At 53.5% G+C, this 26,828-nt stretch carries 26 protein-coding genes and 1 pseudogene; 14 read left to right on the top strand and 13 right to left on the bottom strand.

Going from position 1 to position 26,828, the window contains the following annotated elements; all coding sequences use genetic code 11:
- Positions 1-38: 38 nt before the first annotated feature.
- On the bottom strand, positions 39-446 hold the full coding sequence (gene cgi121, locus A3L14_RS09330) for a KEOPS complex subunit Cgi121 (protein ID WP_055428862.1): 408 nt from the start codon (positions 444-446) through the stop codon (positions 39-41).
- 209 nt (positions 447-655) lie between these two features.
- Between cgi121 and A3L14_RS09325 the strand changes: the two genes are divergently transcribed.
- The 4 genes from A3L14_RS09325 to A3L14_RS09310 all read left to right on the top strand — a co-directional run bounded on the left by A3L14_RS09325 (position 656) and on the right by A3L14_RS09310 (position 3,277).
- Positions 656-847, top strand: coding sequence for a ribbon-helix-helix domain-containing protein (locus tag A3L14_RS09325; protein ID WP_074631118.1), 192 nt, complete (start codon positions 656-658; stop codon positions 845-847).
- A 65-nt stretch (positions 848-912) separates the two neighbouring features.
- Positions 913-2,157 (top strand): cell division protein FtsZ, encoded by a 1,245-nt coding sequence (gene ftsZ, locus A3L14_RS09320; RefSeq protein ID WP_055428863.1) that lies wholly within the window; start codon positions 913-915, stop codon positions 2,155-2,157.
- Between the two features lie 30 nt (positions 2,158-2,187).
- Positions 2,188-2,958, top strand: a complete 771-nt coding sequence (locus A3L14_RS09315) for a ParA family protein (RefSeq protein ID WP_074631120.1) — start codon at positions 2,188-2,190, stop codon at positions 2,956-2,958.
- Positions 2,945-3,277 (top strand): hypothetical protein, encoded by a 333-nt coding sequence (locus A3L14_RS09310; RefSeq protein ID WP_055428864.1) that lies wholly within the window; start codon positions 2,945-2,947, stop codon positions 3,275-3,277. Before A3L14_RS09315 ends, A3L14_RS09310 begins: the two co-directional genes overlap by 14 nt.
- Positions 3,278-3,369: 92 nt before the next feature.
- Here A3L14_RS09310 and A3L14_RS09305 read toward each other — a convergent pair whose 3' ends face one another.
- The 6 genes from A3L14_RS09305 to A3L14_RS09280 are packed head-to-tail and all read right to left on the bottom strand — an operon-like array spanning position 3,370 to position 8,128.
- The gene (locus A3L14_RS09305; RefSeq protein WP_055428865.1) at positions 3,370-3,825 is read right to left on the bottom strand and encodes an adenylyltransferase/cytidyltransferase family protein; all 456 of its coding nucleotides are present in this window, start codon (positions 3,823-3,825) and stop codon (positions 3,370-3,372) included.
- A gap of 1 nt (position 3,826) precedes the next feature.
- The gene (locus tag A3L14_RS09300; protein WP_055428866.1) at positions 3,827-4,345 is read right to left on the bottom strand and encodes an RNA-binding protein; all 519 of its coding nucleotides are present in this window, start codon (positions 4,343-4,345) and stop codon (positions 3,827-3,829) included.
- The gene (gene pyrF, locus A3L14_RS09295; RefSeq protein WP_055428867.1) at positions 4,345-4,980 is read right to left on the bottom strand and encodes an orotidine-5'-phosphate decarboxylase; all 636 of its coding nucleotides are present in this window, start codon (positions 4,978-4,980) and stop codon (positions 4,345-4,347) included. Before pyrF ends, A3L14_RS09300 begins: the two co-directional genes overlap by 1 nt.
- A gap of 4 nt (positions 4,981-4,984) precedes the next feature.
- Positions 4,985-5,587 carry a DUF4443 domain-containing protein gene (locus tag A3L14_RS09290; protein ID WP_055428868.1) on the bottom strand — a complete coding sequence of 201 codons (603 nt, stop codon included), beginning with the start codon at positions 5,585-5,587 and terminating at the stop codon, positions 4,985-4,987.
- Between the two features lie 51 nt (positions 5,588-5,638).
- Complete coding sequence (locus A3L14_RS09285; protein WP_055428869.1) at positions 5,639-6,787, bottom strand: inositol-3-phosphate synthase; 1,149 nt, start codon at positions 6,785-6,787, stop codon at positions 5,639-5,641.
- 42 nt (positions 6,788-6,829) lie between these two features.
- The gene (locus A3L14_RS09280) at positions 6,830-8,128 is read right to left on the bottom strand and encodes a bifunctional L-myo-inositol-1-phosphate cytidylyltransferase/CDP-L-myo-inositol myo-inositolphosphotransferase (RefSeq protein ID WP_055428870.1); all 1,299 of its coding nucleotides are present in this window, start codon (positions 8,126-8,128) and stop codon (positions 6,830-6,832) included.
- Positions 8,129-8,213: 85 nt separating this feature from the next.
- On the opposite strand from A3L14_RS09280, the gene A3L14_RS09275 reads away from it, so the two are divergent.
- The 3 genes from A3L14_RS09275 (at position 8,214) to A3L14_RS09265 (ending at position 14,340) form a co-directional block, all read left to right on the top strand.
- Positions 8,214-8,888 carry a diphthine--ammonia ligase gene (locus A3L14_RS09275; protein ID WP_055428871.1) on the top strand — a complete coding sequence of 225 codons (675 nt, stop codon included), beginning with the start codon at positions 8,214-8,216 and terminating at the stop codon, positions 8,886-8,888.
- A 92-nt stretch (positions 8,889-8,980) separates the two neighbouring features.
- Entirely contained in the window at positions 8,981-11,398 is a 2,418-nt protein-coding gene (locus tag A3L14_RS09270; protein ID WP_143597766.1) for a hypothetical protein, read from the top strand.
- Positions 11,395-14,340, top strand: a complete 2,946-nt coding sequence (locus tag A3L14_RS09265; protein WP_088886129.1) for a hypothetical protein — start codon at positions 11,395-11,397, stop codon at positions 14,338-14,340. The genes A3L14_RS09270 and A3L14_RS09265 overlap by 4 nt, the downstream gene beginning before the upstream one ends.
- Before the next feature lie 6 nt (positions 14,341-14,346).
- Here A3L14_RS09265 and A3L14_RS09260 read toward each other — a convergent pair whose 3' ends face one another.
- Positions 14,347-16,896, bottom strand: a complete 2,550-nt coding sequence (locus A3L14_RS09260; RefSeq protein ID WP_055428875.1) for a hypothetical protein — start codon at positions 16,894-16,896, stop codon at positions 14,347-14,349.
- A 176-nt stretch (positions 16,897-17,072) separates the two neighbouring features.
- Between A3L14_RS09260 and A3L14_RS09255 the strand changes: the two genes are divergently transcribed.
- Both A3L14_RS09255 and A3L14_RS09250 read left to right on the top strand, forming a co-directional pair.
- Positions 17,073-17,834, top strand: coding sequence for an ABC transporter ATP-binding protein (locus A3L14_RS09255; RefSeq protein ID WP_055428876.1), 762 nt, complete (start codon positions 17,073-17,075; stop codon positions 17,832-17,834).
- Between the two features lie 9 nt (positions 17,835-17,843).
- Complete coding sequence (locus A3L14_RS09250) at positions 17,844-19,307, top strand: hypothetical protein (protein ID WP_055428877.1); 1,464 nt, start codon at positions 17,844-17,846, stop codon at positions 19,305-19,307.
- On the opposite strand, the pseudogene A3L14_RS09245 reads toward A3L14_RS09250, so the two are convergent.
- The 3 genes and pseudogenes from A3L14_RS09245 to A3L14_RS09235 form a co-directional block, all read right to left on the bottom strand.
- Positions 19,297-19,653: pseudogene (locus A3L14_RS09245) on the bottom strand (Mth938-like domain-containing protein). The gene A3L14_RS09250 and the pseudogene A3L14_RS09245 sit on opposite strands and share 11 nt — an antisense overlap.
- Positions 19,654-19,657: 4 nt before the next feature.
- Positions 19,658-20,167: an NUDIX domain-containing protein gene (locus A3L14_RS09240; protein WP_055428878.1), complete on the bottom strand. Its 510-nt coding sequence runs from the start codon at positions 20,165-20,167 to the stop codon at positions 19,658-19,660.
- A gap of 69 nt (positions 20,168-20,236) precedes the next feature.
- Complete coding sequence (locus A3L14_RS09235) at positions 20,237-21,085, bottom strand: PfkB family carbohydrate kinase (protein ID WP_074631122.1); 849 nt, start codon at positions 21,083-21,085, stop codon at positions 20,237-20,239.
- Positions 21,086-21,208: 123 nt separating this feature from the next.
- Between A3L14_RS09235 and A3L14_RS09230 the strand changes: the two genes are divergently transcribed.
- From A3L14_RS09230 to A3L14_RS09220, 3 genes are read left to right on the top strand one after another with little or no spacing between them, the layout of a single operon-like run.
- The gene (locus tag A3L14_RS09230) at positions 21,209-21,520 is read left to right on the top strand and encodes a Gar1/Naf1 family protein (protein ID WP_055428879.1); all 312 of its coding nucleotides are present in this window, start codon (positions 21,209-21,211) and stop codon (positions 21,518-21,520) included.
- A gap of 6 nt (positions 21,521-21,526) precedes the next feature.
- The gene (locus tag A3L14_RS09225; RefSeq protein ID WP_055428880.1) at positions 21,527-22,438 is read left to right on the top strand and encodes a transcription initiation factor IIB; all 912 of its coding nucleotides are present in this window, start codon (positions 21,527-21,529) and stop codon (positions 22,436-22,438) included.
- Between the two features lie 9 nt (positions 22,439-22,447).
- Positions 22,448-22,942 (top strand): YfcE family phosphodiesterase, encoded by a 495-nt coding sequence (locus A3L14_RS09220; protein WP_055428881.1) that lies wholly within the window; start codon positions 22,448-22,450, stop codon positions 22,940-22,942.
- A 48-nt stretch (positions 22,943-22,990) separates the two neighbouring features.
- On the opposite strand, the gene hpkB is transcribed toward A3L14_RS09220, so the two are convergent.
- Positions 22,991-23,194, bottom strand: coding sequence for an archaeal histone HpkB (hpkB, locus tag A3L14_RS09215; RefSeq protein WP_055428882.1), 204 nt, complete (start codon positions 23,192-23,194; stop codon positions 22,991-22,993).
- Between the two features lie 391 nt (positions 23,195-23,585).
- Here hpkB and rbcL point away from each other — a divergent pair, with 391 nt between their 5' ends.
- Both rbcL and A3L14_RS09205 read left to right on the top strand, forming a co-directional pair.
- On the top strand, positions 23,586-24,920 hold the full coding sequence (rbcL, locus tag A3L14_RS09210; protein WP_055428883.1) for a type III ribulose-bisphosphate carboxylase: 1,335 nt from the start codon (positions 23,586-23,588) through the stop codon (positions 24,918-24,920).
- Positions 24,921-25,018: 98 nt separating this feature from the next.
- A complete protein-coding gene (locus A3L14_RS09205) occupies positions 25,019-25,609 on the top strand; it encodes a thymidine kinase (RefSeq protein ID WP_055428884.1) in 591 nt (196 codons plus the stop codon).
- Here A3L14_RS09205 and A3L14_RS09200 read toward each other — a convergent pair.
- On the bottom strand, positions 25,596-26,765 hold the full coding sequence (locus A3L14_RS09200) for a threonine synthase (protein WP_055428885.1): 1,170 nt from the start codon (positions 26,763-26,765) through the stop codon (positions 25,596-25,598). The two genes, A3L14_RS09205 and A3L14_RS09200, sit on opposite strands and share 14 nt — an antisense overlap.
- Between the last annotated feature and the right edge of the window lie 63 nt (positions 26,766-26,828).

Here is a 26,828-nt window from a genome sequence, read left to right as displayed (position 1 = left end):
CCTATCCTCAATTTGGTACAGAAACGGGCACAAAGTATCTACAAAACTTCAACAAGTGCCGCTTTTTCAAAAAAAGTTTTCACTTTTTCCCTCTCACAGTCGGCCATTGGAAGCTCGCTAAGGTTGAGTTCGCTCAGCACTTTCAAGGCCCTTTCGCGGGTCCCGAAGACAACCAAATAGTTCTCACCGTTTTTTATGCCGTTTCGGGCTATGGCATCTTTTATCTGGAGCGTCCCAGCCAGGCGAATGAGCAGTTCTCCCCCGAGGGTTCTCGCATGGTTTGTATTTCTCTCAAAAGAACGGAGCGCCATCAATGCTGCAAATGCCACGGCTTCCCAGCACTCGGCACTGACTATCTGAACGTCCCCTCCAAGTTTTGGAATAAGGCTCTCGGCGTTTTTCACGTGGACTTTTGTGATGTGGAGGTTTTCCTTTATCTCTCTCATTGAGCTCCCCGAAGTTGAGTGAAATATTCGATGTTAAAACCCTTTCTCCCCTCCAATTTTTATAAATCTGAAGCATTTTTTGTATTTTGGAGTATTTCCAAAAAATTTTTGAAATTAATAATATCATAATATTATCATGCATCCGCAAAGTATTTAACTAATTAAATCACTAGTTATTTCAGCGGCTTACTGAACTGGGTGGTGCAGGAATGAGCAGAATGCGTATCATCAGTGTACAGCTCCCCCAGGGCTTGATTAACGCCATGGATCAGCTGGTTAAGAAGGGTGTTTACCCCAACAGAAGCGAAATCATCAGGGAGGCTATTCGCGAGCTTTTGAAGAAGGAGCTTTATCAGCTTGAGACTGAGGAACGCTCAACGCCTGACTACATCCTGAAATAAGCCGCTAAAATCATGTAATAGAATCATTGTTATCCAAAGCCAGACATGTTGAGGGGGTTGGGGCGATGGTATTTAAACTCCTGGAACAGGCCGGAATAAAGCTTGATCTGGACGACGAGCCCAGAACCGCAAAGTTTGAGGGGTTCTCCGACGAAAACCTTGAGGATCTGATACGAATCGTCATAGTCGGCGTCGGCGGTTCTGGAAACAACACCATAACCAGGCTCTATGAGCTTGGCGTTCAGGGTGCGGAGCTCATAGCCATGAACACCGACGCCCAGCACCTTGCCAGGACGAAGGCCCATAAGAAGCTTCTCCTCGGCAAGGAGATAACTCAGGGGAAGGGCTCCGGCGGGAACCCTGAGATAGGCTACCGGGCGGCGGAGGCGAGCGCCCACGAGATTGCCGAGACCATTGGTGACGCCGATCTCGTGTTCATAACCGCTGGTATGGGCAACGGCACCGGTACAGGGGCCGCTCCAGTTGTTGCCAAGGTTATCAAGGAGCGTGCCAGGCACAACGGCCGCTTTAGGGAGCCCCTTGTAGTAAGCGTTGTAACCTACCCGTTCAAGAACGAGGGTAAGATAAGGATTGAGAAGGCCAAAGCGGGAATAAAGGCCCTCATGTACTACTCCGACACCGTCATCATAATCGAGAACGACAAGCTCCTCAAGCTCGTTCCGAAGCTCCCCATCAATGCCGCCTTCCGCTTCGCCGACGAGATAATAGCCAGGATGGTTAAGGGCATCACCGAGACCATAAAGCTCCCGTCGATGGTTAACATCGATTTCGCCGACGTTTATAGCGTCATGCACAACGGTGGTGCCGCTCTGATAGGAATCGGTGAGAGTGACTCAAGCAACAGAGCGGTCGACGCGGTCAAGAACGCGCTCGAAAACAAGATGCTTGAGGTCGAGTACGGTAGCGGGGACAGGGCACTGGTTCACTTCACCGTTGGTCCCGACGTGAGCCTCGGTGAGATAAACGACGCTATGAACATCGTTTACGAGAAGCTCGGCGAAAAGAGCGAAATCAAGTGGGGTGCAAGGATAGACGAGGACATGGGCAAGGTCGTCAGGGCGATGGTCATCATGACCGGCGTTAAGAGCCCGCACATCCTGGGCGGTGAGCACGCCCTCCGCGTTGGCTCCTCCTTCAAGGAGAACATCATAGCCCCGGAACCAGTTAAGCCATTCAAGTCGGCAGACAACGGCTTCGACAAGATATTCACGACAATCGCCAAGAAGGAGAAGAAGGAACTCCCGCCCTACGCGAAAAGGGTTCTCGATGACTTTATAGATATAGCCTGACCCCTTCTTTACCTTTGGCAGGTGGTTCCAGTGGCCGTCGTAATCAGCGTAGCCAATCAGAAGGGCGGGGTCGGGAAGACCACTCTGACCATGAACCTCGGCCATGCATTAGCGGCCATGGGCAAGAGGGTTCTTCTCGTTGACATAGACCCCCAGTTCAACCTTACCTTTGGACTGATAGGCATGGACGTCCTCCAGTACGGGGACAGCAACGTGGGGACGCTGATGACCAGGGAGAGCGATATCGAGGACACAATCGTCGAGGTGAGGGAGAACCTCCACCTAATTCCAAGCCACCTAAATCTCTCCGCCAGGGAGATAGAGATCATCAACGCCTACAACCGTGAAAGGCGCCTTGAGAAGGCCCTAACTCCGATACTGCCTGACTATGACTACGTCCTCATAGACAACCCACCGAGTATGGGAATTTTCCTGGTCAACTCGCTCACTGCCTCGGACTACGTTCTGATACCCCTTGAGCTGAGCTACTTTGGAGTCATAGGCATGCAGCTCATGTTCAACCTCATGCGCATGATCCGCGAGGAGACCAACGAGAACCTGAAGTTACTCGGCCTCGTCCCCAACAAGTTCACCCGCCAGACGAAGGTTCCGAAGATGCGTCTCAAGGAGCTTAAGGCCACCTACCCCGATGCCCCAATACTGACCACGATCCCGAAGGCGATAGCCCTGGAGAAGGCCCAGAGCCAGGGGATGAGCATATTTGAGTTCGACGGGGATGGTAGGGCCTCCAAGGCTCTTCTAAAACTCGCGAGAGAGGTGGTTGAGATTGTCGAAGGATAAAATCCCCAAGCTTTTTGATGGTTCCGTTAACGAGCTCACTAAGCCAAGGCCCAAGAAAGATCGAAAGGCCAGGTCAAAGGACATGAAAAGGGAGAAGAAGCAGAAGACCCTTTACATAAGCCTCGATATGAACAGAAAGCTCATCGAGCTCTACGGCGAGGAAGGCAGGAGGCAGAGCGTCATAGTCGAGGACGCGGTTAACCTCTACTACTACCTGAAGCTTGCCCTCGGGGAAAAGAAGTTCGATGAGCTGATGAGTGCGGTGAAAAGAGAAGACCCTGAGTTCCTGAGGGAGTACATGGGGAGATTCAAACTCTGACGTTAATCCAGACCACTCGATTCAGGGCTAGAATCAGCCCCCTAAAATCACGCCCCGGCTCCCTCTCACTCCAGTGGAATAAGGGGATAAAATCAGTCGCAGAACGTTTCTATTATCCTCTGGATTATTTTGCTGGTCTTCGCCCTGTCCCTCTTGTAGAGGTAGGGTATCCTTATGACCTCGGCGTCTATGCCGTGCTCCCTCAGTTCATCCTTAAGGCGCTCGCAGCTGAATCTCTGGTCGGGCCCTATTGCGACTATATCTGGGTTTATCCGCTTCACCAGCTCGTAGTCTATGCTCCCTGGGGAGCCTATGTAGACCTCGTCCACCATCTTGAGGGCCCTCAACAGTTCTGCCCTGTCTTCGGCACTGTTCACCGGTTCCCTACGCTTCTGTCTCCTAACGGTCTCGTCATGGGCGACTATTACTATCAACTCGTCTCCCAGTGCCTTGGCCTGGCTGAGAAAGTGGATGTGGCCGACGTGCAGGATGTCGAAAACTCCCCCAACCAAGACGCGGATTTTCCTTCCGCTTTCTTTTTCCCCCATCTCAGCCCACCGTCAGCTCCCAGATCCTGTCCTTGGCGTGGTGGATGTTCTTCACTGCTTTCCCCTTGGGCTTCTCCTTCATGGCCTTACCGCTCATCAGGGCGATGCCAATGGCCAAAGGCCTTCCGTAGTCCTCCTCCACCACGAAGACGAAGTCGCCCTCCCTGATGTTCTCATCGGCATCGGTTATTCCCGCGGCCATAACGTCCGCGCCCTTGATGATGAACGGCACCGCACCGGCGTCGACCACTACCCTTCTCGGCCACTTCCTCAAATCTTCTTCGTTGGAGAGCTCGTAGAGGGCTATGACCAGCGGGAATATGAGGTCTTTTCTCCTGATGAAGAATGGCCTGCCGTTAACGAGGAGTATCTCAGTTGTCTTGTCAAATTCAGCAACCTCGACCCTGTCCTTCTTGTTCAGCATCTTCTTCGCTATCTCCTCACCGAAAGTCTCGCTCATCTCACGGATTATCTCTTTGACTTCCTTCTTGCTGAGCGGGTGCTTGACTTTGAGCTCCATTAGACCACCTCCTTTATCTCCTCAAAAATCCTCCTCGCGCTCTCTCTGGGGTTCTCACTGGCGTAAATAGACCGCCCCACTATGATGTAGTCGGCACCGGCCTTTAAAACCTCTCTCACTTTACCGCCCTGGGCTCCGACGCCCGGGGTGAGAATTTTGAGCCCCGGCTTCAGCTTAGAGCGTATGTACGAAACGCGCTCTGGCCGCGTTGCGGGCGCTATAACTCCAAAGGGCTCAAGTTTGTTGGCCAGTTCGATTAGTTTGTCTGTCGCCGGCTGGATGAACTCCCTCGCTCCGGGGTGGCTCATCTCCACGACGATTATGGTATTCCCGAGCTCCATAACAGCCTTAACACTGTCCTTTCCAACGAAGCCGTGGGCTATTACGTAGTCCGCCCCGGCCTCGAAAACTTTACTCGCTATCAGCCTGTTGGTGTTTGGTATATCGGCGAGCTTCAAGTCGGCTATTATGGGCAGTCCCGTAACCTGTTTGAGCTCGGTGATGATGCCCAAGCCAGAGCCTATTATCAGCGGCCAGTTAACCTTAATTGCCCAGAGGTATTCCGCCGTGCACTCCGCTATCTCAAGTGCCCTCTTTCGGTCGTACACGTCAAGGGCGAGAATAAGCTTTTTCATACCTTCACCTCACGAGGGACTTTATCTCCTCAGGCAGTCCGTCGCCCTTGAGGGCCAGTGCAACGTGGTAGGCGCTCTTCATGGCGTCGGCCTCTTTCTCCGCCCAAGTTACCACGACCAGATCACCTTCGCTGGGCCTGAAGGATTGTTTGAGGTTCTTCGCAAGCTCTGGCATGGTTTCACCCAGGGGCCTCTCATCCTCCGGAAAAACTGGCTCACCATCTTTGACTACGAGTATCAGCGCGCCCCTCGCGAAGAACCTTATGGCCTCGTCGCGGAGCTCGATGCTCTTGAACTCCGGCGGATTTCTGACCACCAGGCCGTATGCAGGGTAGCCTTCGACCTCTCCAACCTTCTGAACCTCGGAGAAGTGCTCTGAGAGCCTCTCGAGGAGCTTCATTCCTTCATCGTTAAGTGAGTGTCCGCGCTGGGTTGAGCGTATAAGGCCTCGCCATGAAAGCTTCCTCAAAAGAGTCCTGACACTGCCCTCTCCAAGGTCTAAGGCCTCGGATATGGCCTTCCTCCCCGCCGGGTTCTGGAGCATAAAAAGAACCGCAACGGCATCCTCAAGCGTGAACTCGGGATAGGCTCCCCTCTTCCAGCTCATCGACTTCCCTCCGAGAAAAATAGGGCGAGGAGATTAAAAAGTTTTAGAGAATCAAAGCCATCTCGGTTTCAGACCGGCCCAAGCCCTCATCTTCTCGTGGGCGATGATGCGCGGTATGTTGCCCCTCTCCTTAGATCCCGGGTTCTTCATGTAGAAGGCGTTGACCTCGTAGACCGTTCCGAAGGCCCCCTTCTCAAGGGCTATCTTTCCAAGTCTCACAAGGTCGACGAGCAGTCCTGCCAGAGCCGGGCTGTCGTTTATCCTGCCGGTGATAACCAGCTCATCCCTGGCACCGTTGAAGCTGACGTACTCGATGTGCATGGCGATAAACTTCTTGTCTCCGAGCGGCTCAAGGAAGCCCGTCGGCTTGATGTAGTGCGGTGCATCGTAGCCGAGGAGCTCCTTGACGACCGAGCTCTTGGTGAACTCCTTGCTCTTGTTCCTCTCCTTGTCGGTCAAAGCCAGGAAGTCGTTGTTTCCGCCGATGTTGAACTGGGCTATGTCTAGGACATAGCGGTTCCTCTGGGCGAGGTGGCTCAGCACATCTGCGGTGAGCGGAGTGGCGCCGGTGGCGCCGTCGTCGCCGAAGATAACCATGTTGCTCTCCTTGGCGAGCTCGACGAAGGCCGGGTCGTTGGCTATCAGCGTTGGAATCGCGTTGACGAAGGCAGCGCCTCCGACCTCCTTGGCGTACTGGGCTATGGCATAGGCGTAGACCTGGGTCGCCGTGAGCCTCTCCCTGTTGTCCTCTGCGATGGCCTTCTCAAGCTCCTCCCTGCTTCCAAAGGGGACAAAAGCTTCGGTGGTGCAGACGTTGATGAAGACCTCCGCCTTGAGCTCCTTCCACTCGTTAACGAGGTGTTCGACCGCTTCTCTGAGCGTCATCTCGTCCTCAAGCCCAGTGGCCTCGATCGGAAGGTTCCTGAGGCTCCTCAAGTGGATTCCCTTCCTGATTGTGATGCCCTTGAGGCTCTCCGGTGCCTCCGGATCGTAGGCTTTGACGACCTCGTAGAGGTCCTTTCCGACCTTGCCTTTATCAACGTCGTAGGAACCGACTATCTGGATGTCCTTGATTTTAATCGGGAGCTCGTCGGCAAGGGGGACTCCGTACGGCTCCATCTTTCCGGCCTTTATCTTCTCAAGGCCGCTCGCAAAAATGCTAGCAACGTATCCCTGTCCGAGTATGACAACCCTGACCATTTCATCCACCTCCCTTTGTTGGTCTAAGATATTTTACAGTGGTTAAATAGTTTTCGGATACGAAACTTTTTTATGGACGAAATATGTGGTGAGGCCCACCCGCAGGTTCGTGAGCACAGCGAGCAGGAGGAAGAGTGCCTTAACCGAAGCCCCGACCGGATGCAGAAGAAAGAGCATGGTGGTGAAGATTCTCTCGTCCCTCTTGCCGGGGAGCTTTCTTAGGGCGGGAATCGAGCCGTAGGTGTCCTCACCGTAGGCGGCCTTGAACCTCTCGGTCGAGTAGCTCACCATCACTGAGCCGAGGAGTGCAAAGAGGGCTATTAGATACCAAAGGGGCTCTCTGAGGGCCGAATAGGCCAGGAGGGCCAGAAACGTGCCGTCAACGTAGCGGTCGAGGATAGAGTCGATGTAGCCCCCGAACCTGCTTTCCCTGAGCTGGGCCCTCGCCAGCTCCCCGTCAACGCCGTCGAGGATTGAGCTAATCTGATACAGTATTCCAGCCAGCGGAAGGCTGACTAGTGTCAGAAAGGCCGAGACCATTCCTAGGACAAATGTAATGACGGTCATCTGGTTCGGGGTGACCTTCTCGGCGAGGAGGCAGCTTATCTCGGTTGAAACTTTCCTGTTGAGGTGCCTGCTGATGAACCCGTCGCCCGTTCCCTTCACCGCGGTCTTGACGAGCATCCTCTTGGCCATCCTGAGGTCAGAGGGCGTGTCAACATCAATCCAGGGGAGGCCGTCGAGGAAGGTAACTGGCAGTTCGGCCCTCTTAACAATCTCGCTTAAGGGGTAGTCTCCTCCTCTCTCCCTCTCCAGCGCATCTGTTATCTCGAATATTGTGTCATCGAAGACAAAGAAGCCCGTATCGACCGCGTCCCATCCCTCAAGCTTCTTCCCTATCTCCGTCACCCTGCCGTCTTCAACCTTGAGCTTCGTCGCCTCGCCCACGTCCGTCCATCTCGGTTTTCTATCGGCTATCAGGCCGCTTCCCCTAAGGGCTTCCCTGATGAATTCCTCACCGTAAACGTGGTCGCCCATCACCAGAACGAATCTTCCAGAGACGTGGTTTTTGACCAGGTGGAGGGAGTGCCCGTTGCCCTTTTCAGGTTCGGGGTTGATTACCAGCTCGGCATTGAAACTGCTCTGCTTAAGGAATTCCCGGTAAAAAGGTGCATAGCGTTCGTTGGTGACTATCACGAACCTCTCAACGCCGTTTTGTCCGAGGAGGGTAAGCGTCCGGTACAGGATCTCCCTCCGGGCGACTTTCAGGAGCCCCTTGGGCCTCTCCCCCATCCTCGTCCCCAGGCCTGCCGCCAGAATTACCGCCGTTTTTGGCACCATTGGCATCACCTTTTTAAAGCCCCCGCCGAGCCTCTCTCAAGTGATGGTTATCCGACCAATGATTTGAAGCTTTCGGGTGAGAGAGATGCGCGTTGCCGTGCTGTATTCGGGCGGGAAGGACTCTAACTACGCCCTCTACTGGGCTCTGAAGCAGGGGTTCGAGGTCAAATACCTTGTCTCGATGGTAAGCGAGAGCGACGAGAGCTACATGTACCACGTGCCGAACATCCACCTCACAGAGCTCCAGGCGAAGGCGATAGGAATTCCCCTCGTCAAGGGCTTTACCAGCGGCGAGAAGGAGAAGGAAGTTGAGGACATGAAGGCCGTCCTTGAGGGGCTTAAGATAGAAGGCGTCGTTGCCGGTGCTCTGGCCAGTGAGTACCAGAAGAAGCGCGTTGACAGGGTAGCAAAGGAGCTCGGCATAGAGAGCTTTGCCCCGGCCTGGCACCGCGACCCAATCGAGTATATGCGCGAGATAATCGGCATCTTTGATGTTGTCATGGTCGGCACGGCCGCCTACGGCCTCGACGAGAGCTGGCTCGGAAGGAGGATTGACGAGAAAGCTTTGGAGGAACTTGTGAAGCTCCATGAGAAGTATAAAATCCACGTGGTCGGAGAGGGCGGTGAGTTCGAGACCTTTGTGAGAGATGCCCCCTTCTTCAGGGCGAGGATAGTCTTCGATGAGGTCGAGAAGAAGTGGAGCGAATGCAGCTATTCGGGCGTGCTTGAGGTGAAGAGGGCTCATCTTGAGTGGAAGTAGGCCATATTAATAACTCTTGTTTATCCTAAAACCCTTGTGAGGTTCCAAAAAGCTCTTATATTCTGACTTCGCCATATGGATAGGTGACTCTAGTGAGTGATAGAGAGGTTTACATAAGAGAAAGTTCCAAGCTCCAGAGGGCATTAGTAAGTGCCTTTAATGATTACATTGGTTCGGGAATGTATTTTGGACCCCCCAATGGAAAATTTCGAAGGATTCTCCTAGACAACGAGGTTCCCATGAGAAACCTCTACGACTGGGGTCACGCTCTTATTCACGACGATTATCGTCTTGGAGACGTACTGCTGGGGATAGTTAAATCTCAGGGTGTCATTGGTTATCAAAAGGACGTTAAGCAAATCTCAAGGGCACGGAGGGTATCGGACATACCCTCACCCCGTTCGGAATTCCTAATCCTGTGGGGAAAGCTATCAAATAATGGGGAAGGCATCCCAGTAGGATTGCTCGTGAACGGCGAGAGTTCGGAAGAGGTTATTGGGACCTACTATCGGGAGGTTCTGAGGGATGCCTTTGATTCAGAGGTGTTCAACAAGCTGTGGGAATCTCTAATGGACTATCTCACCTACAACTTCAACCCTTCCACAGGTCACCAGAAGTACAGGGACGTCCTGAAGACTCTCCCCAGCAAGAGTTCGGAGAAATTAATGAGACTGAACTACGAGGGCAAGAGCTTTCCGTCCTTTCCAGGGATAATAAGAACCGTCCGTCTGGCGGTCTTCCCAAACTCCGAGAAGTTCTATTCTGTCCCCCTCTTTGGAGAGGGCTGGGACGAGAACAGGAGTGTTCTAAGAATCCTCCTGAAGCATAAGGACAACCCACAGGTTGTTGAGTTTCTAAGGCATTATGGGATTGAGTGGTTGGAACCGGAGGAACTGAAGGCCCTCTTTGCCCTCAGGGAGAAGGTTTTTCCCAGAGTCCGAAAAAGGCTTGTCCAAATCTCACAAAAGCGTAAGCTCGGAGGGCTTGGCGCAATTCCCCTCTACGTACGTCGCACGGGAACAGTTAGAACAGGCTCAATCAGACCTACAAAGGTAGATAAAGTCACCAAAACAACATACCTCGTGAGTCTCTTCAAGAACAAAACAGGAACACCGAAGATCAAGAACATCCAGGAACTTCTCACGGTGATGATGGCCAACTCATATTACCTGCCAGAAACCATTGAAGTCCTCCAACAGAATCTTGGGTCGGTCTCAGGAAAAAGGTCAAAAGAAGTCGAAGAATGGACGAGCGTCATCAAGGCAACCTTTGATTCAGTCATCCTCTACGCGCTCTTGAGAAACGCCGTTAGAATTGAAGGACTGGAGCTTTCAAAGGGCCACATTGTTTTTCTGAATTTCCTCAACACGGCTGACAGGAACACGGTCGTTCACGACTACTATTACCACCTGCTGGATGGAGTGGAAGGCATGGACCTGCTCTATGGCACTGGAGAGAGGGCAAGGGTAAACGTTCAGAACTTTGGCCACGATGTCTATCCTTATGTACCAATTGGAGATGAGGAGGCGCTCAACCTCTGGGAAAAGGTACCGTCGAAAAAACGAAACGAAGTCGTTCCTTATCGCCTGTACGAATTCGAAGACGGTATTGGAGGGGTGGTCTACCTGCTTAATCCTTCGAAGAGAGGAAAACAGCCGTCCACGGCCTGGTACGTCGGAGCCTCGAAGCTACAGGCGTATGAGAACAATCTTGACAAGCACTGGGTCTGGGGAAGGATTTCCCAGCACAGGGAAGAATACTACGCCGCCATGTCCCTCAGGAACACCTCAACCGCGGGATATCTTCTTTCAATTGATGGGAGGGACGTTGCGACCCACGTCAGGGTTTATGCCCACGGAATATTTGCAAGGTCCCTTTACAGGGCAGGAGATTCAACGAGTAGCTCAAACTACTACATCAGGCTCCTGAAAACTTCCACATACGGCCTTTTGGACGGAAAGCGCGTTAGACTCCTCCCTGAAAGGATAATATACAGGAGGGACAATCCGAAGAAGGCCCTCGACAGTCACCCCCGGATATTTGAAGACCTTGAAAATGCTGTTAAAGAGGATGGGGTTCACTTGGTGCATGTGCAGAGCCTCAGGAACGTCGAAATTGGGGAGACCCTCAGTGGATTGCCTCCTTCCGCCATAATCGTGGACTGGGACGGGCTGGTTCTATCGAAGGAGGAGTTCGACAGAGCTATGGGCATCAAAAAGCATTACCGGTCGTGGCTGGCGGTGCTTGAGGTTGGGGGACATAACGCCCGGGTTTTTGTAACAAAGGACCTCCAGGAGAATTCCGAGTCCCGCATCTACAGGCATCCCCTGATGATGCTATTTTCGGAGGGCGTTCTCTCAGACGAGGAGATGCTGTTTACATTGGGATTGGCCGATGAGAAGGGAGGGGTTAGCTTGGCCGGAACGAAGCGTCTGTTCTATACTCCTTATCCTGATGTTTCGAGAAAGGTCATTCGGCCGTCCCTGCTCCTGGGAGGGGTTGTGGAATGAAGGAGAATCCTTTAACGGTACTTTATGGGGAGGCATTTGAGCTTGGAGTAAAAGCGGGCCTTGCTTCAAAGGCCTACCAACTACCCGACGGTTACGACGTGGAGGATTTTGAAGACGCCCTCCTTGAAGGAGACGATACCCTCTTAGAAATGGCGAGGGAGATTGCGGGGGAATCACTGCCCCTGTACAACTACGTTCTTGAAAATGGTCTGGATAGGGATGCAAGAATTTCCAGAATCGTTGAAGTATTTAGGAAGAAACAGGTCAAGAGGGCCCTCAAGTTCTCCATAGACGGGTCCCTCCTAGCAAACACGGATGTTGCCAACATTTTGTCTCTCCTTCAGATGGGGTACAGAACGGGAAAGATTTTAGGTGAGCGGTACGAAACGTTCCTTTTAGAGGCCCCTGTTGGATATTCCCTTGGTTATCTGTATCCAGATTTTATAGCTTTCAATGGAAGAACCCCAGTTGCCATTGGGGACTTCAAGGTGCTGTTCGGCTACTTTGACGCAGACTTGACCAACGTTGCCTGGAGCGTTAGTTTTGAGACGTATTCAATGGAAGAACTTCTGACGAGGGTGAAGAGGATTAGTGGATACAGTTTCAAAACCCTCTATAACGCCGCGGGCAAGTATGCAAAGGTTCTCAACTATGCGCGGAAATTCGACAGATTTCCAATTGAGGCCGTCGTTGTATTCCCGCTTGGGATTTCAATACTAGAACTCGGCTCCTTCTCTGCCATAGGCGAATACTACTCCAAGCTACTTGAACTGCTGGAAAAGATGATGCCTGAGTCTTTCATGGAGCATGCCAGGGAAATTCTCGACGGTTTCTACACCGGAAATGCATTCATAAAGTACGACGAGACAAGCGGGACCTTTTACTTCCACAAGAAAAGCAAGGATAAGGGGATCCAGCTCAGGTGGGACAAAAGACCAATACAGCAAAACATGGGGCACATTAAAACGCCGAGGCCATTCTATACCGGAGTTATGAAGAGAAGACTCAGGCATGAAAAGGACCTAATGAAGTATCTAGAGGAATTCGACCTCATCATTTTTATATCCCCCCGCCTGCACATTCTAAGCGAAACCAAGAGAAAACTAGAAAGAAACGGAATAAAAACTCTCCTTGTATCATCAAGTGCCCGAAGGAAGCTGAAAAAGAGAAAAACCTATGTTGAGACCCTTGAAGCACCTAAAACAGGGACTTATCAGGCATCTAGGAAACTTCTAAGGTCTCTTCGCACTGAAGAACCGGGGGTTGTCCTCGCAACTTCCCAGGCGTTCCAGTATCTAAATCCAGAGAGCTGGAAAAGTGTGCTCAAGTATACCGACCTAGTGGTATTCGACGAGTTCACCAACTCAGGAGCCGGGGCCGTTGAGAGCACGCTCAGTTTTCTTAGAACATTCTCCCGAAACCCTCGCGGGACTAAGGTAGCCATTCTCGACGCTTCCATGACGCACCCAGGCCTATACGTGGATGCCTTTAAGAAACATCTCTCGAGCAGAGGAATGGTTTACACGCCCCTTGAGGTCCTCGTGTCCAGGGTTGAGGAAGACCCCGCAGTTAGAGAGTTCAAAGTGAACTCGATAAGGGCTGTTTACTACCGCATCCATCTCGATTTCCCCCTCGAATACTACGCGATGGGTCTGGGTGTCCATTCCCAAATTCCGGACTGGAACGCAGTCATAGCTGGTGCCAGCGAACTTCTGGGGGAGAGGGAAGTAAATCTTGAAAACTTGTTAAAAGACGGGAAAGTCGTGTTCTACGTGGACAACCGTCTTTACGTCGATGACTTAACAGAGTTCCTCGTGGAAAGAGGGTACCCCACAACACCAGTCCACTCAGAGATTGGTCTTTCCAACGAGGAACTCGGGGGCAACGTTGTTGGAACATCAAGCTTGGCCTTTGGTGTGAACCTCGAAAACCACGACGTTCTTGTGTTTATCTCCCCCTACCCCGGCTACAGGCACGACAACAACGCATATGGGATAGAACTGTATCGTCAGGTGATAAAACGACTCAGAGGGTATGAGGGAGGAAAGAAGCACGTAATCTTTGTTGGACTGACGGGAAACGACGAAAACTACTCAGAGGGGGTGGCTTACCTTTCACTCGTAGGGTTCATCAGAAACCTGCTTCTGAACAGGGACTTTCACATCAGACTGCCGATGTTCTCGGGGGGTGGGCGTTTCTTCAAGCCTTCTGGAGGGAACATGAAGCCGGGAGAGAGCAGGGAGGTTTCATTCGAGGCTTTCATGAGGGACTACTATCCGTCCCTTAAACGTCTATTTATGGCCTCTGGATTTTCCCTTAGGCCGGTTTTCAAGTTTGAATTTGCCCTGAGTGAGGATTGGGAGCTTCCGGTTCCCTTCAGGGTCCACAGGATAACCGGAGAATACGTGGCCAACAATTTCACCCTCGAAGTGCTACCCCTGAGGGTCCAGTTTGACCACGTTGAACGCTTCCAGGAGGTTCTTGCGGACCGAAAGTACAGGAGAAGTGCAGAACTCCTCCGAAACTTAGTTCCCAAGATTGACGAGTATCTGTCTTCGGTGAAAAACGAGCACGAGCTTGCTAGAAAGCTCGAAAAAGCTCTTCGTCCTAGCTACATTCTCGCGGGCTACTCATCACTCCTGCTTGTGCCATTCCTGTATCCCCTCCACGTCGATGAAATGCCCCACAGAATAGAGTCCCCCCTGAAGAGACTCTTCTTTGGAGAATCAAGATACACAGAGATTCCCGTTAAGGTTGTGGAAAAGGATAAGGGAGTCGAAAACTTCGGCATACTGGCTATACATCCGGTTTTCGGAATGACAACGGGCAGAAGAGACGTTCCAGTTCAAGAAAAGTTAAGAATGGCGATGGTTGAGGAACGGCTGAGGAAAAACCGCTTCTACCTCCCCAACGTGTGGAAGGGACATGACTGGAGGAAATAAAAGAGACTAACCCTCCTCGACGTCCGCCCACAGACTGACCCGCGAACAGCCTCCGGAAACGCCGCAGACGTTGAAGCTCAGACCAAAGGCCTTGGTCGGAATCGCCGATGTTTGGTCCCAGTCGAAGTATTCGCCATCGAAGAGCAGGGTTATCCCCACGTTCCCCATGGGGTCGTCGTTGCCCCACTTTCCTGAATCCTGCTCCCAGCCGGAGTACTCCATGTACAGGAAGGGGACGTCGGCCCTGTCTCTCTTCAGGAGTTCCTTGTAGAGGAAGAGTGATTCCTTTGAAGTTGCCCCGTGCTCCAGCTTTCCTGAGGGCATGCATGACTCAACGTCATAGGTCAGTTCACCGCCCTGCGTTCTAAGTTTGGGGTAGGAGTAGGCACTTCCCACAGGTGCCATCGACGTTATCTCAAGCTTATGGAAGTCCTGGGGAACGTTCACACCGCTCGCCTCGGCAAAACCAGCACAGGCGCGGGCGTAGATGTAGTATTCGTCCGGCCCTATCTCGGTGTCCTTCGTGAAGTCCACTGAATGGAGCTGGGAGCTTAGAGATGCGTACCTGAGCGTCCTCGGCACCTCGACCGTGTAGAGGAGGTACGTGACGAGCATGTTTCCATCCTCTGACGGGGCCTCTACGAGGGCCCCCTTACTGAACTCGGCGGAGTTCGGCGGTAAAGCGTAGGAAGAAACCCCGACCATGTCCGGCTCGGCCCCAACGAGCCAGTTGAAAACCTCTCCCCAGACGTCCGTGGCGCTCTTTCCGCTTATGAGTTGGTTAGTCCACATGCCCCCTGTGTAGGCGTATTTGAGGGCGGTGCTTAGCTCTCCAGTCGCGAAGCCTATGGCGGTATCCATGAGGAATCCCGCACCCATGCTCACGTATTCGCCCGGCTCGTCCCTGTCCCACGCGGCCGTTTTAAACGCTATCAGCCTGTACTTCTCTGCCTCTTCAAGGGGCATCGCCAAGACCGGGTAGCCGTTTATGAAGGCGTAGTCAAGGCTGATGGCCTTATCGTCGTGGTAGAGCAGCCTGCTTCTGTCCTCCGCTTCAACCCAGTGGGCAACCGGGTAGCCGAAGGTGTATATCGGACTGTAGTTGATGGGCATGACCTTGCCCTCCGGCCAGTCAACGCCATAGGCCCACGAGACGAGCTGTATCTCGCCCTCAGCCCGGTCTTTGTTGCCCTTTATGTAGACATCCTCCACCACAATGACCAAGTATTTCTCAACGTCCTTCTCCACCGAAAACCCTTCGGTCGCGTTGAACCAGAGGTTTGCCTTCGCAGGGAATCTGAGCCGTGAATTACCGAACCATCCCCTGAAGTATCTCCAGGGGATCAGGCTGAAAATGTTCTCCAGGGTGACGTTGAGGACGTTGCCGTCCGCAAAGGCTTTTCCCTTGCGGTAGACGTTTCCGTTTGAGTCCTCCAGGATGTAGTGGTCAGCATAGATGTATGCAATCCAGTCGGCCTTTCCGTTGTCGGTGCTGTCGATGTAGAAGAACACCGGCAGTTTCCTCAGTTCCTCTTCACTCTCGAAGTAGAGGCTCAGGCTCAGGTCGTAGGAGTGGGCCTTTGCGCTTAGTCTGAGCTTCCCGCCGGGCTCCCCGTAGTAGGAAAAACTGGTGTAGTCAATCCACCCCCTCTCGTACTCGATGACGAAGACCCCGTTGCCGGGGTAGCGCACGACATCTCCGTCGCCCATGGGGACGGCCCTGATGCGCATATAGACCCTTCTCGGGAAAACGTCCCTGAAGTTCTCGATTGTGAAGCTCACGGAGGAGTCCTTGACGCTAACCTCTCCGCTTGAAAGCTCAACTGGACCGTTTTTTCCTATCTCGTAAAGGGTGAATCCACCGCTGTAAAGATGGAGCTCCCACATCCTTCCGAACTCGCTCCCCTCATCTAAGTACAGAACGGTTGGCTCAAGGGGTATCTTTTTCCCCGTCACTATATTGTAGAAGGCCGCAGGATGGACGTATGTCTCCGCCAGTTCTTTGTCGGCGAACTTTATCGTGAAGACGAGGTTCTTCCCTGGATCGGTGCTTGAGGTGAGAACGCTCACCCAGTCGATAACGTCCCTTTCTCCCGGCGAGAAGGCCATCGAGCTTATCGGCCCGGCGTAGCTGAAGTTGGCCTTAACCATCGTCACCGGCACTATTACTGGAGTTAGGCTCACGTTGAAGTCGAAGTTGAGCGAGAACCCAGGCCCTGTTCCGTTCCCGTTGGTCTCTCCGGCTTCACAGCCGAGGTCAGGGTCTTCACCTTCGCAGAGGATGTTTCCGTCCTCGTCGTAGCTTAGGCTTTCATTGGGTGGTGTTTCGGTTGGAGCTTCAGTGCCTGTATCTGTGGATGTTTGGGTCTCGGTTACAGTTTCGGTTGTTCCCGTCTCGGTTGTTGAGCTTTCCATCGTTGAGGTTGTCCCACCGTCATCTTCCTCCGAATTTCCAGTCATTGTGCCCGTGGAGGAGGGGGTGTTCCCGATACATCCGCCCACGAGCACCATGACACTCAATAATGTAAGGAGTAAGAGCTTAACGGTTTTTCTCATGAGTTTCCCTCCCGCTCCAAACCCGGGGCAGAAAAGGAAAGATAGCTCCAAACGGCTTGGACTTTACCCAATTATGCCCCCCATTTTATTTAAGAGTTTCTACGTCGACAAGTCACTCGACGATGGACTTAAGATAACTTTATTAATCCATTCCTGTTATTACCATCGGTGGTGGAATGATAGAGGTCGAAGGCCTCGTCAAGAGGTTCGGTTCTAACGTGGCACTCAAAGGGATAACCTTCACGGTCAAAGACGGCGAAATTTACGGCCTTCTCGGCCCCAACGGGAGCGGAAAGAGCACGACGATGAAAATCCTGGCCGGAATAATTCCCCCAAGCGGAGGAAAGGCCATCGTCAACGGGATAGACGTTTCCAAGGACCCCCTCCGGGTGAAGAGGATAGCCGGCTACGTCCCGGAAACGCCGGTCCTCTACGAGAGCCTCACACCGGTTGAGTTCTTCAACTTCATCGGAAGCGTGAGGAGGATTCCGAAGGAGGAGCTCCAGGAGCGCGTGGAGACCTTTGTGAGGGCGTTCGGAATAGAAAAATACCTCGGCGAGATGATAGGTTCCCTCAGCTTTGGAACCAGACAGAAAATCTCCCTGATAAGTGCCATGCTCCACGACCCGAAGGTTCTTGTCCTGGATGAGGCCATGAACGGTCTCGACCCCAAGAGCGCGAGGATCCTGAGGGAGCTTCTGCTCCAATTCCGAGAGGAGGGGAGGAGCATAGTCTTCTCCACCCACGTGCTGGCTCTGGCCGAGACGATATGCGACCGCGTTGGTGTCATATACAACGGTGAGATAATTGCTGAAGGAACTGTGGAGCAGCTCAAAGAGTTCGCCCACGAGGAGAGCCTTGAAGATGTGTTCCTCAAGCTCACCGAAAGCCAGGAAGAGGTGGCCGGAATAGTTAGGGCGCTTAAAGATGCTCTTTAGGGTGGGAGCATGTTAGAGATAGTCAGGATACTCTACAAGGAGCTCCACTACCGGCGTTTGAAGAGCAACCCCCAGATAGCCGCCGACCCGAAGAAGTTCAAAGAGCAGTTGCGGAAAACTGGGGGCATAAAGAGGGGGATAGCCTTCCAGTCGGTTGCGTTCCTGTTCTTTGGAATCATGATGGCCGGTGCGGTGGTAGCGGCCGGGGATGAGAGCCGGGCGGCGGTTATATTCGCCACATACGCCCTGCTTCCCTTCATAATGGCGCTCTACACGACAACGGTTAATGCCTCCTACGCCACATCCATGGGAATCTTTGAGCCCCTCAGACCGCTTCCCCTAAAGACCAGTTCCGTCTACCTCAGCGTACTCCTGGCGATTGATAACGTCCCCGCTGTCGTTGCCCTCCTGCCGGCGGTTGCCGCCATGACTGCAAAATACGGAATCCCCGGGGTACTGAGCCTCTTATGGATACTGACCGGGGCTTTTCTCGGCCACGTCCTTGGATTGGCCGTCTTCACCTTCTTCGGCTCGGCGAGCGTCGGCGGCAGATTTTCGAAGCTCAAAACCCTCGCCAGAACCCTTGGGGTTATCCTGTTCATCAGCATGTTCTATGCCATCAACTACCTCCAGCAGTACGTCAACGAGCACTACGAGGAGGTTCTGCCCTTCTTTTCGAAGTATTCTCTGGCATACCCTTTCTCGGTCGCCTCGATAACCGAGCCCTTCCATTCCTTCCTCCTAATTCTGGGCTACGTCGCGATCCTCGTTCCGCTCTACCGGTTCCTCCTCGGAAGACTATGGGGCAAGATGGAGGGGGCCGTGACCGTCTCCCTCACGAGGATCCTGAGGTTCAGGGCGGAGACCCATCATCCCGTCCTGGCGCTTGCGCTAAAGGATTTGAGGATAGCGTTCAGGAGGAGCGCACTGCTCGTAGGTTTAATATTCCCCCTCTTCATAATCCTTCCGAGTGCCATTGGCATTCTCTCTTCCGGAGAAGTTGAGGGTTGGGCAGTTGCATCGGTTCTCCTTATGATATCCTGGGTGGCCTCCGTGGGAATCGACACGGTGCTCAAAATAGACGGTCGGGAGTTCGAGTTCCTGCGGAGTCTCCCCATAACGGTGAACCAGTTCGTCAGGGCAAAGCTCATAGTCATGAACGCAGTCCCGGTGACCGCTGGGGCAGGGATGGTTCTGGTGGCTTCTTATTTTGATGTCCGCCTTCTTGCCCTGCTACCGGCGGCGGTGTTCCTCCCCTTCCTCACTTCATCGATAGCGATGGCATTCTTCTACCACGGCGAGAGCGAGTTGTCAGTTCCTGAGACCAGCTTCGGGCACGTTCTTGCGCTCATGGTGATAAACGGGATCGCACTGGGAGTGGTCGCGGGGATGTGGTATTTCATCGGGTATTCCTACGCGCTTGCCCTTACGCTCCTCGGGGTTCTGGTAATTCAGAAATCCCTCAGCAGGTGATGTGGAATATCGCAAGGACTTTTCTTTTTCCGTGGAGTTCGTTGAAGAGCTCCGCCGCTTCCTTGGTTGGCCTCTCAATTATCTACCTATCTCTCACGAGGGCCCTGCTTTTCGGGAGCAGCGACAGCCTCCCCCAGGCGCCAGTTCCGACTATCAAAACGTCGAAGTCCTCGCTCAGGTATTCCCTCAGCTCGTCCGGGTCGAGCCTATGGCTGGTGCCGTGCTTTTCTTTGCTCAGCCACTTTTTGCGCCTCTCGATTTTTCCGCTGGGGTAGATCACGATGTCGCCTTCGTAAACCTTCCCGTCCACGGCTATCTTGCCGAATCTCGGAAATTCTACCCTCATGATATCACCTCGGGCTCAGGGCGTCCCTCAGAATCTTCCCGTGGTCGAAGGCCAGCGGCAGCTTGAGGGCATCCTCTATCGGAACTATGTGGACGTCCTTTGCATCATCCCCTGCCTTGAGTTCCCCCGACCCAACCGCCAGAAAGGCCACCGTCACCGTGTGTCCCCTCGGGTCGCGCTTCGGGTCGGAGTAAACGCCGACGAGCTTGATGAGCCTCACGTCGAGGCCGGTCTCTTCCTTTGCCTCTCTCTTTGCCGCATCCTCAACGGTCTCGCCGTACTCAACGAAGCCGCCGGGCAGGGCGTAGTGGCCTTTAAACGGTTCGTGCTTCCGTTTTATGAGGACAACGCCGCCGTTGTAGAGGATGACGATGTCAACGGTAAGGCCTATGCACCTGTGCATCTCGACCCTGAGTTCCGGATGGGTTCTGGAGAGAAACTCTCTGAGCTCCTCCCGTACGGGGGTTATATCGTAGCCCTTCGGGGCCTTTACGAGCAGAACGTAGCGGTCCATAACACCACCTCAGGGAAGTCCCTTGTCATCATCTTCAGCATGCTGACGTTTCATCATCGGTGGTTATAGTTATCCCCGTGGATTTATATCGTTAAGCTTCTTGACCGAAACCTTCATCGCCAGCTCATTGACCTCTTCCATGGAGAAGGAGAAGCTTCTGTGCTTCAGAAAGAGCGCAGTAAACGTGTTCGCCCTCTTCAGCGCCTGGACGAAGGGACAGCGGGTGTAGAAGTACGAAAAGCTGGCGAGAAAGACATCGCCTGCCCCAGTTGATTCCTTAACTTCTACCCTAACGGGCCTGTATGCATACCTGCTACCCCTGAAATAGGCAAAGCCCGTCTCGGGGCCGTTGGAGGCCAAGAAAACTTCCACTTCCCCGGGCCTTAGGTTCTTCAGGTAATCCATCTCTGAGATATCCGCGTGGACGGCCTTCAGCCCCTTGAGAAATGACACGTCTGTCCTCTGGAGCATTACATTTCCTGGCACTGGGGCCCGTATAAACCCCTGGACGTCTGCGGCTAAAAACACCGCCTTTTTCTTCAACTTCTCGACAAGCTCAGGGGGGATTTCGTTAGCGACTGGGTTCAGCAGAACCATGTCGTACCTTTTTACGGGTGCTTTGGATATGGGTGCTGCCTTTGAGAGAAGTCTGAGTTCCCTCCAGTTGACATCGAGGTAGCGGAGCTCGTAGGCGGTGCTCTTCTCGGAGGGTATTATCCTGAGCTTTATCCCTACAGCCCTTAATTCATCGAGCCATTCGTCCGGGAAGTCTTCACCGACGCTCGTCAGCACCTCAACGTCGCAGAAATTCGAGAGGGTTATTGCCGAGTAGTACGCTCCCCCGCCTATCCTGGTCTCGGATTTTGAGCCCCCCACAATCGTGTCGATGACGAGGTGTCCGACTAGAAGGCACTTCATTTTAACCAGCCTAATTTTTTGTCCTAGAGGTCACTTAAATAAAAACCTTTTGGAAATTTTGCGAAAAGTTTATAAAGTCAAAATCGAAAAGCTTAAAAGGATATGTCCTTTTGGGGTGGGGCTATGAGGCGCCTGGGCAAAGTTTCTCACTATGCAAAGCAGGGGTTCCTTATTCTGCGCACTGACTGGGTTCCTTCGCTCAACGACCCGGTGGTTGACAAAAAGCTCACCGTGGTTGGGGTGGTGAAGGACGTCTTCGGGCCCGTCAAGAGGCCGTACGTTGCGGTCAAGCCCAGGGTAAAAAATCCCGAGGGCTACACTGGGGCTCTGCTCTACGTCGATACAAAACGCAGGAAGTCAAAGCCGGGGAAGACCGGCAGAAAGCGCACCAAGGGCGGAAAGGCTAGACGCCCTGCCCCCAGAAAGAGGGGGTGAGAGCTTTTGGCTGATAAGAATATCTGTCCGATATGTGGCTCCGATAAGCTGTTTTATGACCCGCGGAGGGGCGAAATTGTCTGTTCTGTCTGCGGTTACGTCGTTCAGCAGAACGTCATCGATGAGGGTCCCGAGTGGCGCGCCTTCGATCCGGATCAGAGGGCAAAGCGCGCCAGAACCGGCGCACCCATGACACTGATGATCCACGATAAGGGCCTCTCCACTGACATAGACTGGCGCGATAGGGACATACACGGCAACCAGATAACCGGAATGTACAGGACGAAGATGCGCCGCTTGAGGATGTGGCAGCGCAGGATGAGGATAAACGACGCCGCCGAGCGTAACCTGGCCTTTGCCCTCAGCGAGCTGGACAGAATGGCCGCCCAGATGATGCTTCCGAGGCGCGTCAAGGAAGTTGCCGCATCGCTCTACCGTAAGGCGGTTATGAAGAAGCTCATCCGTGGAAGGTCCATAGAGGGCATGGTTTCCGCCGCTCTGTATGCCGCCTGCAGGATGGAGGGCATCCCGAGAACTCTCGACGAGATTGCAGCGGTTTCAAAGGTCACGAAGAAAGAGATAGGCAGGAGCTACCGCTTCCTCGCGAGGGGGCTCGGTCTTAACCTCAGGCCGACCAGCCCGATAGAGTACGTTGACAGGTTTGGAGACGCACTCGGCGTCAGCCAGAGGACGAAGAAGCGCGCCAAGGAGATACTTCAGGAGGCCATCAAAAGGGGTATCACGAGCGGAAAGGGTCCAACAGGATTGGCGGCCGCTGCACTGTATGTCGCCTCGCTTTTGGAGGGTGAGAAGAAGACCCAGCGCGAGGTGGCAGAGGTAGCGCACGTAACCGAGGTCACGGTGAGGAACAGGTATAAGGAACTCGTCGAGAAGCTCGGCATAAACGTTCCAATATGAGGGATGCCCTTGCTGATAGCGGTAACGGGCGATACACACCACGGGGACAAAACGAGAAACCTTCCTTCTCTTCTTTTCGAACATCTCGGAAAAAGGGAGCCAGATTTAATCCTTCATACGGGCGATATTACTTCCCCCGATCTCCTGGAGGGGCTTGAGGATTTTGCGCCGGTAGTGGCCGTTAGGGGCAACGCCGACCATCTAAGTCTTCCAGAGGAGCAGATCGTCGATGTGGAAGACATGAGAATTGGCGTTCTCCACGGACACCAGTTTTTCTCGCTCAACGCTCAGTTTTTAACCTTGAAGGCCCTCGATATGGGGGTTGATATTCTCATATTCGGCCACACGCACCGTTTCTACTACGATACCTACTTGATTCACGGTGAAAGGGTAATTCTGCTCAATCCCGGCTCGCCCACGTTTCCAAGAATGGACTCCCCGGGTTTTGCGTTTCTGGAGGTTAACGGAGAGAGCGTTAGGGTGAGGAGAATACGTTTCTGGTGAAAGGTCTAAACTCAGAGAAAAGCGGAAAATGATGGAAAAGAAAGGTCATCAGCTCTTGATGGCGAGCTTTATGTCCTCGGCCTTGACGGTCTTCCTGCCGGCGTGGTGGGCGAGGTCGACGGCCTTCTTGGCGATCTCAAGGGCCTTCTCCTCAAGGTGCTCGGCCAGGAGCTTGGCGGCGTCCTCGCTGACGCGGGCGGCGCCGGCCTTCCTTATCAACCTGTCAACTGGGGCAATCGGCAACTCAGCCATTTTCCCAACCTCCTAAACGTTGTTTTGCAGGTATCTGCGTTCTATTCTAAGAACAAAGGTCTATATAAACCTTTCGGAAACCGGGCCCTCTGGGGGCAATAATCGGCCATTTTAGGGTGAGTTGTTGAGAAATTTGATATCCTTAGGCTGTTAACTTATAAACAGCCTAATGCTAGCCCGAGGACAAAGTTTTGAAAAAGGTTATCTGCCCCCGAAATTGAGTTTATGGGCTGGATACGGCTTTGGTTTTTAAAAGGAGGGCAGGAGTTTGGAGCGCTGGCGCTGGAAAAGCGTCTCCAATCACCACATAGAGCCATGAATGTCCCAATTATGCACCGTAGCCTTTTTATAGGGATTGATGCAATCATGAATTTACCAAGGAGGTGAAAGCATGAGCGAAAGATTCGACAAGATATATGACTACTACGTGGACAAGGGCTATGAGCCCAACAAGAAGAGGGACATCATAGCCGTGTTCCGCATAACCCCTGCGGAGGGATACAGCATAGAGGCTGTTGCTGGCGGTGTTGCCGCTGAGAGCTCAACCGGAACCTGGACGACGCTCTACAACTGGTACGAGGAGGAGCGCTGGGCTGATCTCTCTGCCAAGGCCTATGACTTCCATGACATGGGCGACGGCAGCTGGATAGTGAAAATAGCCTACCCTTTCCATGCCTTTGAAGAGGCCAACCTCCCCGGGCTTCTGGCCAGCATAGCCGGAAACGTCTTCGGCATGAGACGCGCTAAAGCGCTCCGGCTTGAGGACATGTACCTTCCGGAGAAGCTCATCAGGGAGTTCGACGGCCCTGCATTCGGTATCGAGGGCGTCAGAAAGATGCTTGAAATAAAGGACAGGCCAATCTACGGTGTCGTTCCAAAGCCGAAGGTCGGCTACTCGCCGGAAGAGTTCGAGAAACTTGCCACCGAGCTGCTCCTCAACGGAGCTGACTACATGAAGGACGACGAGAACCTTACCAGCCCCTGGTACAACCGCTTCGAGGAGAGGGCCGAGATAATAGCCAAAATAATCGACAAGGTCGAGAACGAGACCGGCGAAAAGAAGACTTGGTTCGCCAACATAACCGCCAACCTCCCGGAGATGGAGGAGAGGCTTGAAATCTTAGCGGATCTTGGACTGAAGCACGCGATGGTTGACGTTGTCATAACGGGCTGGGGAGCACTGCAGTACATCCGTGATTTGGCAGCCGACTATGGATTAGCTATTCACGGCCACAGGGCAATGCATGCGACCTTTACAAGGAACCCCTACCACGGTATCTCAATGTTCGTTCTGGCCAAGCTCTACAGGCTCATAGGTATCGACCAGCTCCACGTCGGAACGGCGGGAGCCGGCAAGCTCGAAGGAGGAAAGTGGGACGTCATCCAGAACGCGAGGATATTCAGGGAGAGCCACTACAAGCCGGACGAGGACGATGTCTTCCACCTCGAGCAGAAGTTCTATGGCATAAAAGCCGGATTTCCAACTAGCTCTGGTGGACTGCACCCCGGAAACCTCCCAATAGTCTTCGATGCCCTCGGAACCGACCTCGTCATACAGCTCGGCGGTGGAACCCTTGGACACCCGGACGGACCGGCCGCTGGAGCGAGGGCCGTCAGGCAGGCCATAGATGCCTACATGCAGGGAATTCCTTTGGAGGAATACGCCAAGACCCACAAGGAGCTCGCCAGGGCCCTCGAAAAGTGGGGCCACGTCACCCCTGTCTGACAGGTCTGACGGCTTTTTTCTTCCATTTTCGTCTTCCGTTCAACTTTTTGGCCGGAGGAGATTTAACAGCCGGAAGCCTTCTTTTCTTGGTGGGAATCATGGTTCACCCGGGAGGATTCCTAGAGGTGATCACCGGACCAATGTTCGCTGGGAAAACGACCGAGCTGATAAAGCGCATCGAGAGGCAGATGTTCGCGAAAAGAAAGGCGGCGCTCTTCAAGCCTGCCATCGACAACAGATACTCCGAAGACGAGGTGGTTGCCCACAACGGCCTCCGCTACGAGGCCTTCGTCATACCGACCGATGAGGAAGGGGTTGGCAGGATTGTGGAAATAACGAAAAGGGAAGGCTACGAGGTCATAGGCATCGACGAGGTCCAGTTCTTCCCGATGTCCATTGTGGAAGCCCTTGAGAGGCTCGCCGATGAGGGGGTCTACGTCATCGCCAGCGGGCTCAATCTGGACTTCAAGGGGGACCCCTTCCCGGTTACGAGGGAGCTCCTTGTGAGGGCGGACAACATAGTTTACCTCACAGCCGTCTGCACGGTCTGCGGGAGGCCCGCAACCAGGAGCCAGAGGCTGATAGACGGGAAGCCCGCCCCCAGAGATTCACCCGTCATCCTCGTCGGCGGAAGCGAGAGCTATGAGGCCAGATGCAGGGAGCACCACGAGGTCCCTAGCTCTGAATGACCCTGTTCCACGTGTCCGTGTCCTTGAGTCCGTGTCCGGTTGCCACAACGACGACGCTGTCCCCGCTCTCTATTATTCCTTCTTCCCTCATCTTCCTCGCGAGCGCCAGGGCAGTCGCGGATGAGGGCTCGACGAAGAGCCCCTCCCTTCCGAGGAGCATGCCAGCTTTGAGGGTTTCTTCGTTTGTAACGGTGCCGAGATGGCCGTCGCTTTCCCTAACGGCCCTTATGACGTTCTCCCCGTCCACGGGCTTTTTGACCGCTATTGCACTCGCTATGGTAGGCACTTTTTCAGTTATTCTCTCTACCGGTTTTCCTGTCTCCCATGCTCTAACTATTGCGTCGTAGCCCTCTATCTGGACTCCCGCTATCCTGGGAAGCTCGTCTATCAAGCCAACCCTCTGGAACTCTTTGAGCCCCTTCCATATGGCCCTCAAGTGGGTGCCGGCACCTATCGGCACGATTATCCAGTCCGGAACCTTAAAGTGGAGCTGGTCAATGATTTCGAAGCCAGTGGTTTTTTGCCCCTCAACCCTGAAGTGGTAGTTCCCGGTCAGATAGTAGCCCTCCTCCGTGGCCCTCCTCTCTGCCTCGGCCAGCGCTTCGTCGTAGGTCTTCCCGAAAACCTCCACCTTAGCGCCGTACATCCTGGCCTGAAGGAGCTTGCCCTCCGGCGTACCCTCGGGAACCACTATCGTTACATCAAGCCCCGCCTTTGCACCGTATGCGCTTATAGAGGCCGCCATGTTGCCCGTCGATGCCACTATGACCCTTCTGGCGTGAAACTCAAGGGCCTTTGTTATTTCAACGCTCGAACCCCTGTCCTTGAAGGCCCCCGTTGGGTTTTCGCCCTCGTTCTTGACGTACAGCATGGAAATTCCGAGCTTCTCTTCGAGCCGTTTCACCCGGTACAGTCTGGTGCCGCCCTCGTTCAGGGTGACGACCTTTCTCAGATTTGAAACCGGAAGGAACATCCAGTACTTCCACATGTGGGGGTGCTCCCTGAACCAGGGGTCGTTATCCTGGATAACCTCGGCTATGTCCTCGTAGTGATACCGAACGTCCAAAGGGGAGCCGCACTTCCTGCACTTGTAAACCCCACACGCGGAGGAGTACTCCTCTCCACATTTCGTGCAGACGAGCTTTGAAGCGAACATACCTATCACCGGTACTGATTTCAACGACGCCTTTTAAACCTGAAGCCGACCGAAAAGCTTAAA

The organism is Thermococcus thioreducens, assembly GCF_002214545.1.
Taxonomy (GTDB): domain Archaea; phylum Methanobacteriota_B; class Thermococci; order Thermococcales; family Thermococcaceae; genus Thermococcus; species Thermococcus thioreducens.
The sequence above is the reverse complement of the archived record's forward strand: the minus strand, read 5'-3'. Positions and strand labels throughout refer to the sequence as shown.

Excerpts from the sequence above, each read along its gene's own strand:
- cgi121 (WP_055428862.1), bottom strand. The coding sequence starts at position 446 with ATGAGAGAGATAAAGGAAAACCTCCACATCACAAAAGTCCACGTGAAA.
- A3L14_RS09325 (WP_074631118.1), top strand. The coding sequence starts at position 656 with ATGAGCAGAATGCGTATCATCAGTGTACAGCTCCCCCAGGGCTTGATT.
- ftsZ (WP_055428863.1), top strand. The coding sequence starts at position 913 with ATGGTATTTAAACTCCTGGAACAGGCCGGAATAAAGCTTGATCTGGAC.
- A3L14_RS09305 (WP_055428865.1), bottom strand. The coding sequence starts at position 3,825 with ATGGGGGAAAAAGAAAGCGGAAGGAAAATCCGCGTCTTGGTTGGGGGA.
- A3L14_RS09300 (WP_055428866.1), bottom strand. The coding sequence starts at position 4,345 with ATGGAGCTCAAAGTCAAGCACCCGCTCAGCAAGAAGGAAGTCAAAGAG.
- pyrF (WP_055428867.1), bottom strand. The coding sequence starts at position 4,980 with ATGAAAAAGCTTATTCTCGCCCTTGACGTGTACGACCGAAAGAGGGCA.
- A3L14_RS09290 (WP_055428868.1), bottom strand. The coding sequence starts at position 5,587 with ATGAGCTGGAAGAGGGGAGCCTATCCCGAGTTCACGCTTGAGGATGCC.
- A3L14_RS09285 (WP_055428869.1), bottom strand. The coding sequence starts at position 6,787 with ATGGTCAGGGTTGTCATACTCGGACAGGGATACGTTGCTAGCATTTTT.
- A3L14_RS09280 (WP_055428870.1), bottom strand. The coding sequence starts at position 8,128 with ATGGTGCCAAAAACGGCGGTAATTCTGGCGGCAGGCCTGGGGACGAGG.
- A3L14_RS09275 (WP_055428871.1), top strand. The coding sequence starts at position 8,214 with ATGCGCGTTGCCGTGCTGTATTCGGGCGGGAAGGACTCTAACTACGCC.
- A3L14_RS09265 (WP_088886129.1), top strand. The coding sequence starts at position 11,395 with ATGAAGGAGAATCCTTTAACGGTACTTTATGGGGAGGCATTTGAGCTT.
- A3L14_RS09260 (WP_055428875.1), bottom strand. The coding sequence starts at position 16,896 with ATGAGAAAAACCGTTAAGCTCTTACTCCTTACATTATTGAGTGTCATG.
- A3L14_RS09255 (WP_055428876.1), top strand. The coding sequence starts at position 17,073 with ATGATAGAGGTCGAAGGCCTCGTCAAGAGGTTCGGTTCTAACGTGGCA.
- A3L14_RS09250 (WP_055428877.1), top strand. The coding sequence starts at position 17,844 with ATGTTAGAGATAGTCAGGATACTCTACAAGGAGCTCCACTACCGGCGT.
- A3L14_RS09240 (WP_055428878.1), bottom strand. The coding sequence starts at position 20,167 with ATGGACCGCTACGTTCTGCTCGTAAAGGCCCCGAAGGGCTACGATATA.
- A3L14_RS09235 (WP_074631122.1), bottom strand. The coding sequence starts at position 21,085 with ATGAAGTGCCTTCTAGTCGGACACCTCGTCATCGACACGATTGTGGGG.
- A3L14_RS09230 (WP_055428879.1), top strand. The coding sequence starts at position 21,209 with ATGAGGCGCCTGGGCAAAGTTTCTCACTATGCAAAGCAGGGGTTCCTT.
- hpkB (WP_055428882.1), bottom strand. The coding sequence starts at position 23,194 with ATGGCTGAGTTGCCGATTGCCCCAGTTGACAGGTTGATAAGGAAGGCC.
- rbcL (WP_055428883.1), top strand. The coding sequence starts at position 23,586 with ATGAGCGAAAGATTCGACAAGATATATGACTACTACGTGGACAAGGGC.
- A3L14_RS09205 (WP_055428884.1), top strand. The coding sequence starts at position 25,019 with ATGGTTCACCCGGGAGGATTCCTAGAGGTGATCACCGGACCAATGTTC.
- A3L14_RS09200 (WP_055428885.1), bottom strand. The coding sequence starts at position 26,765 with ATGTTCGCTTCAAAGCTCGTCTGCACGAAATGTGGAGAGGAGTACTCC.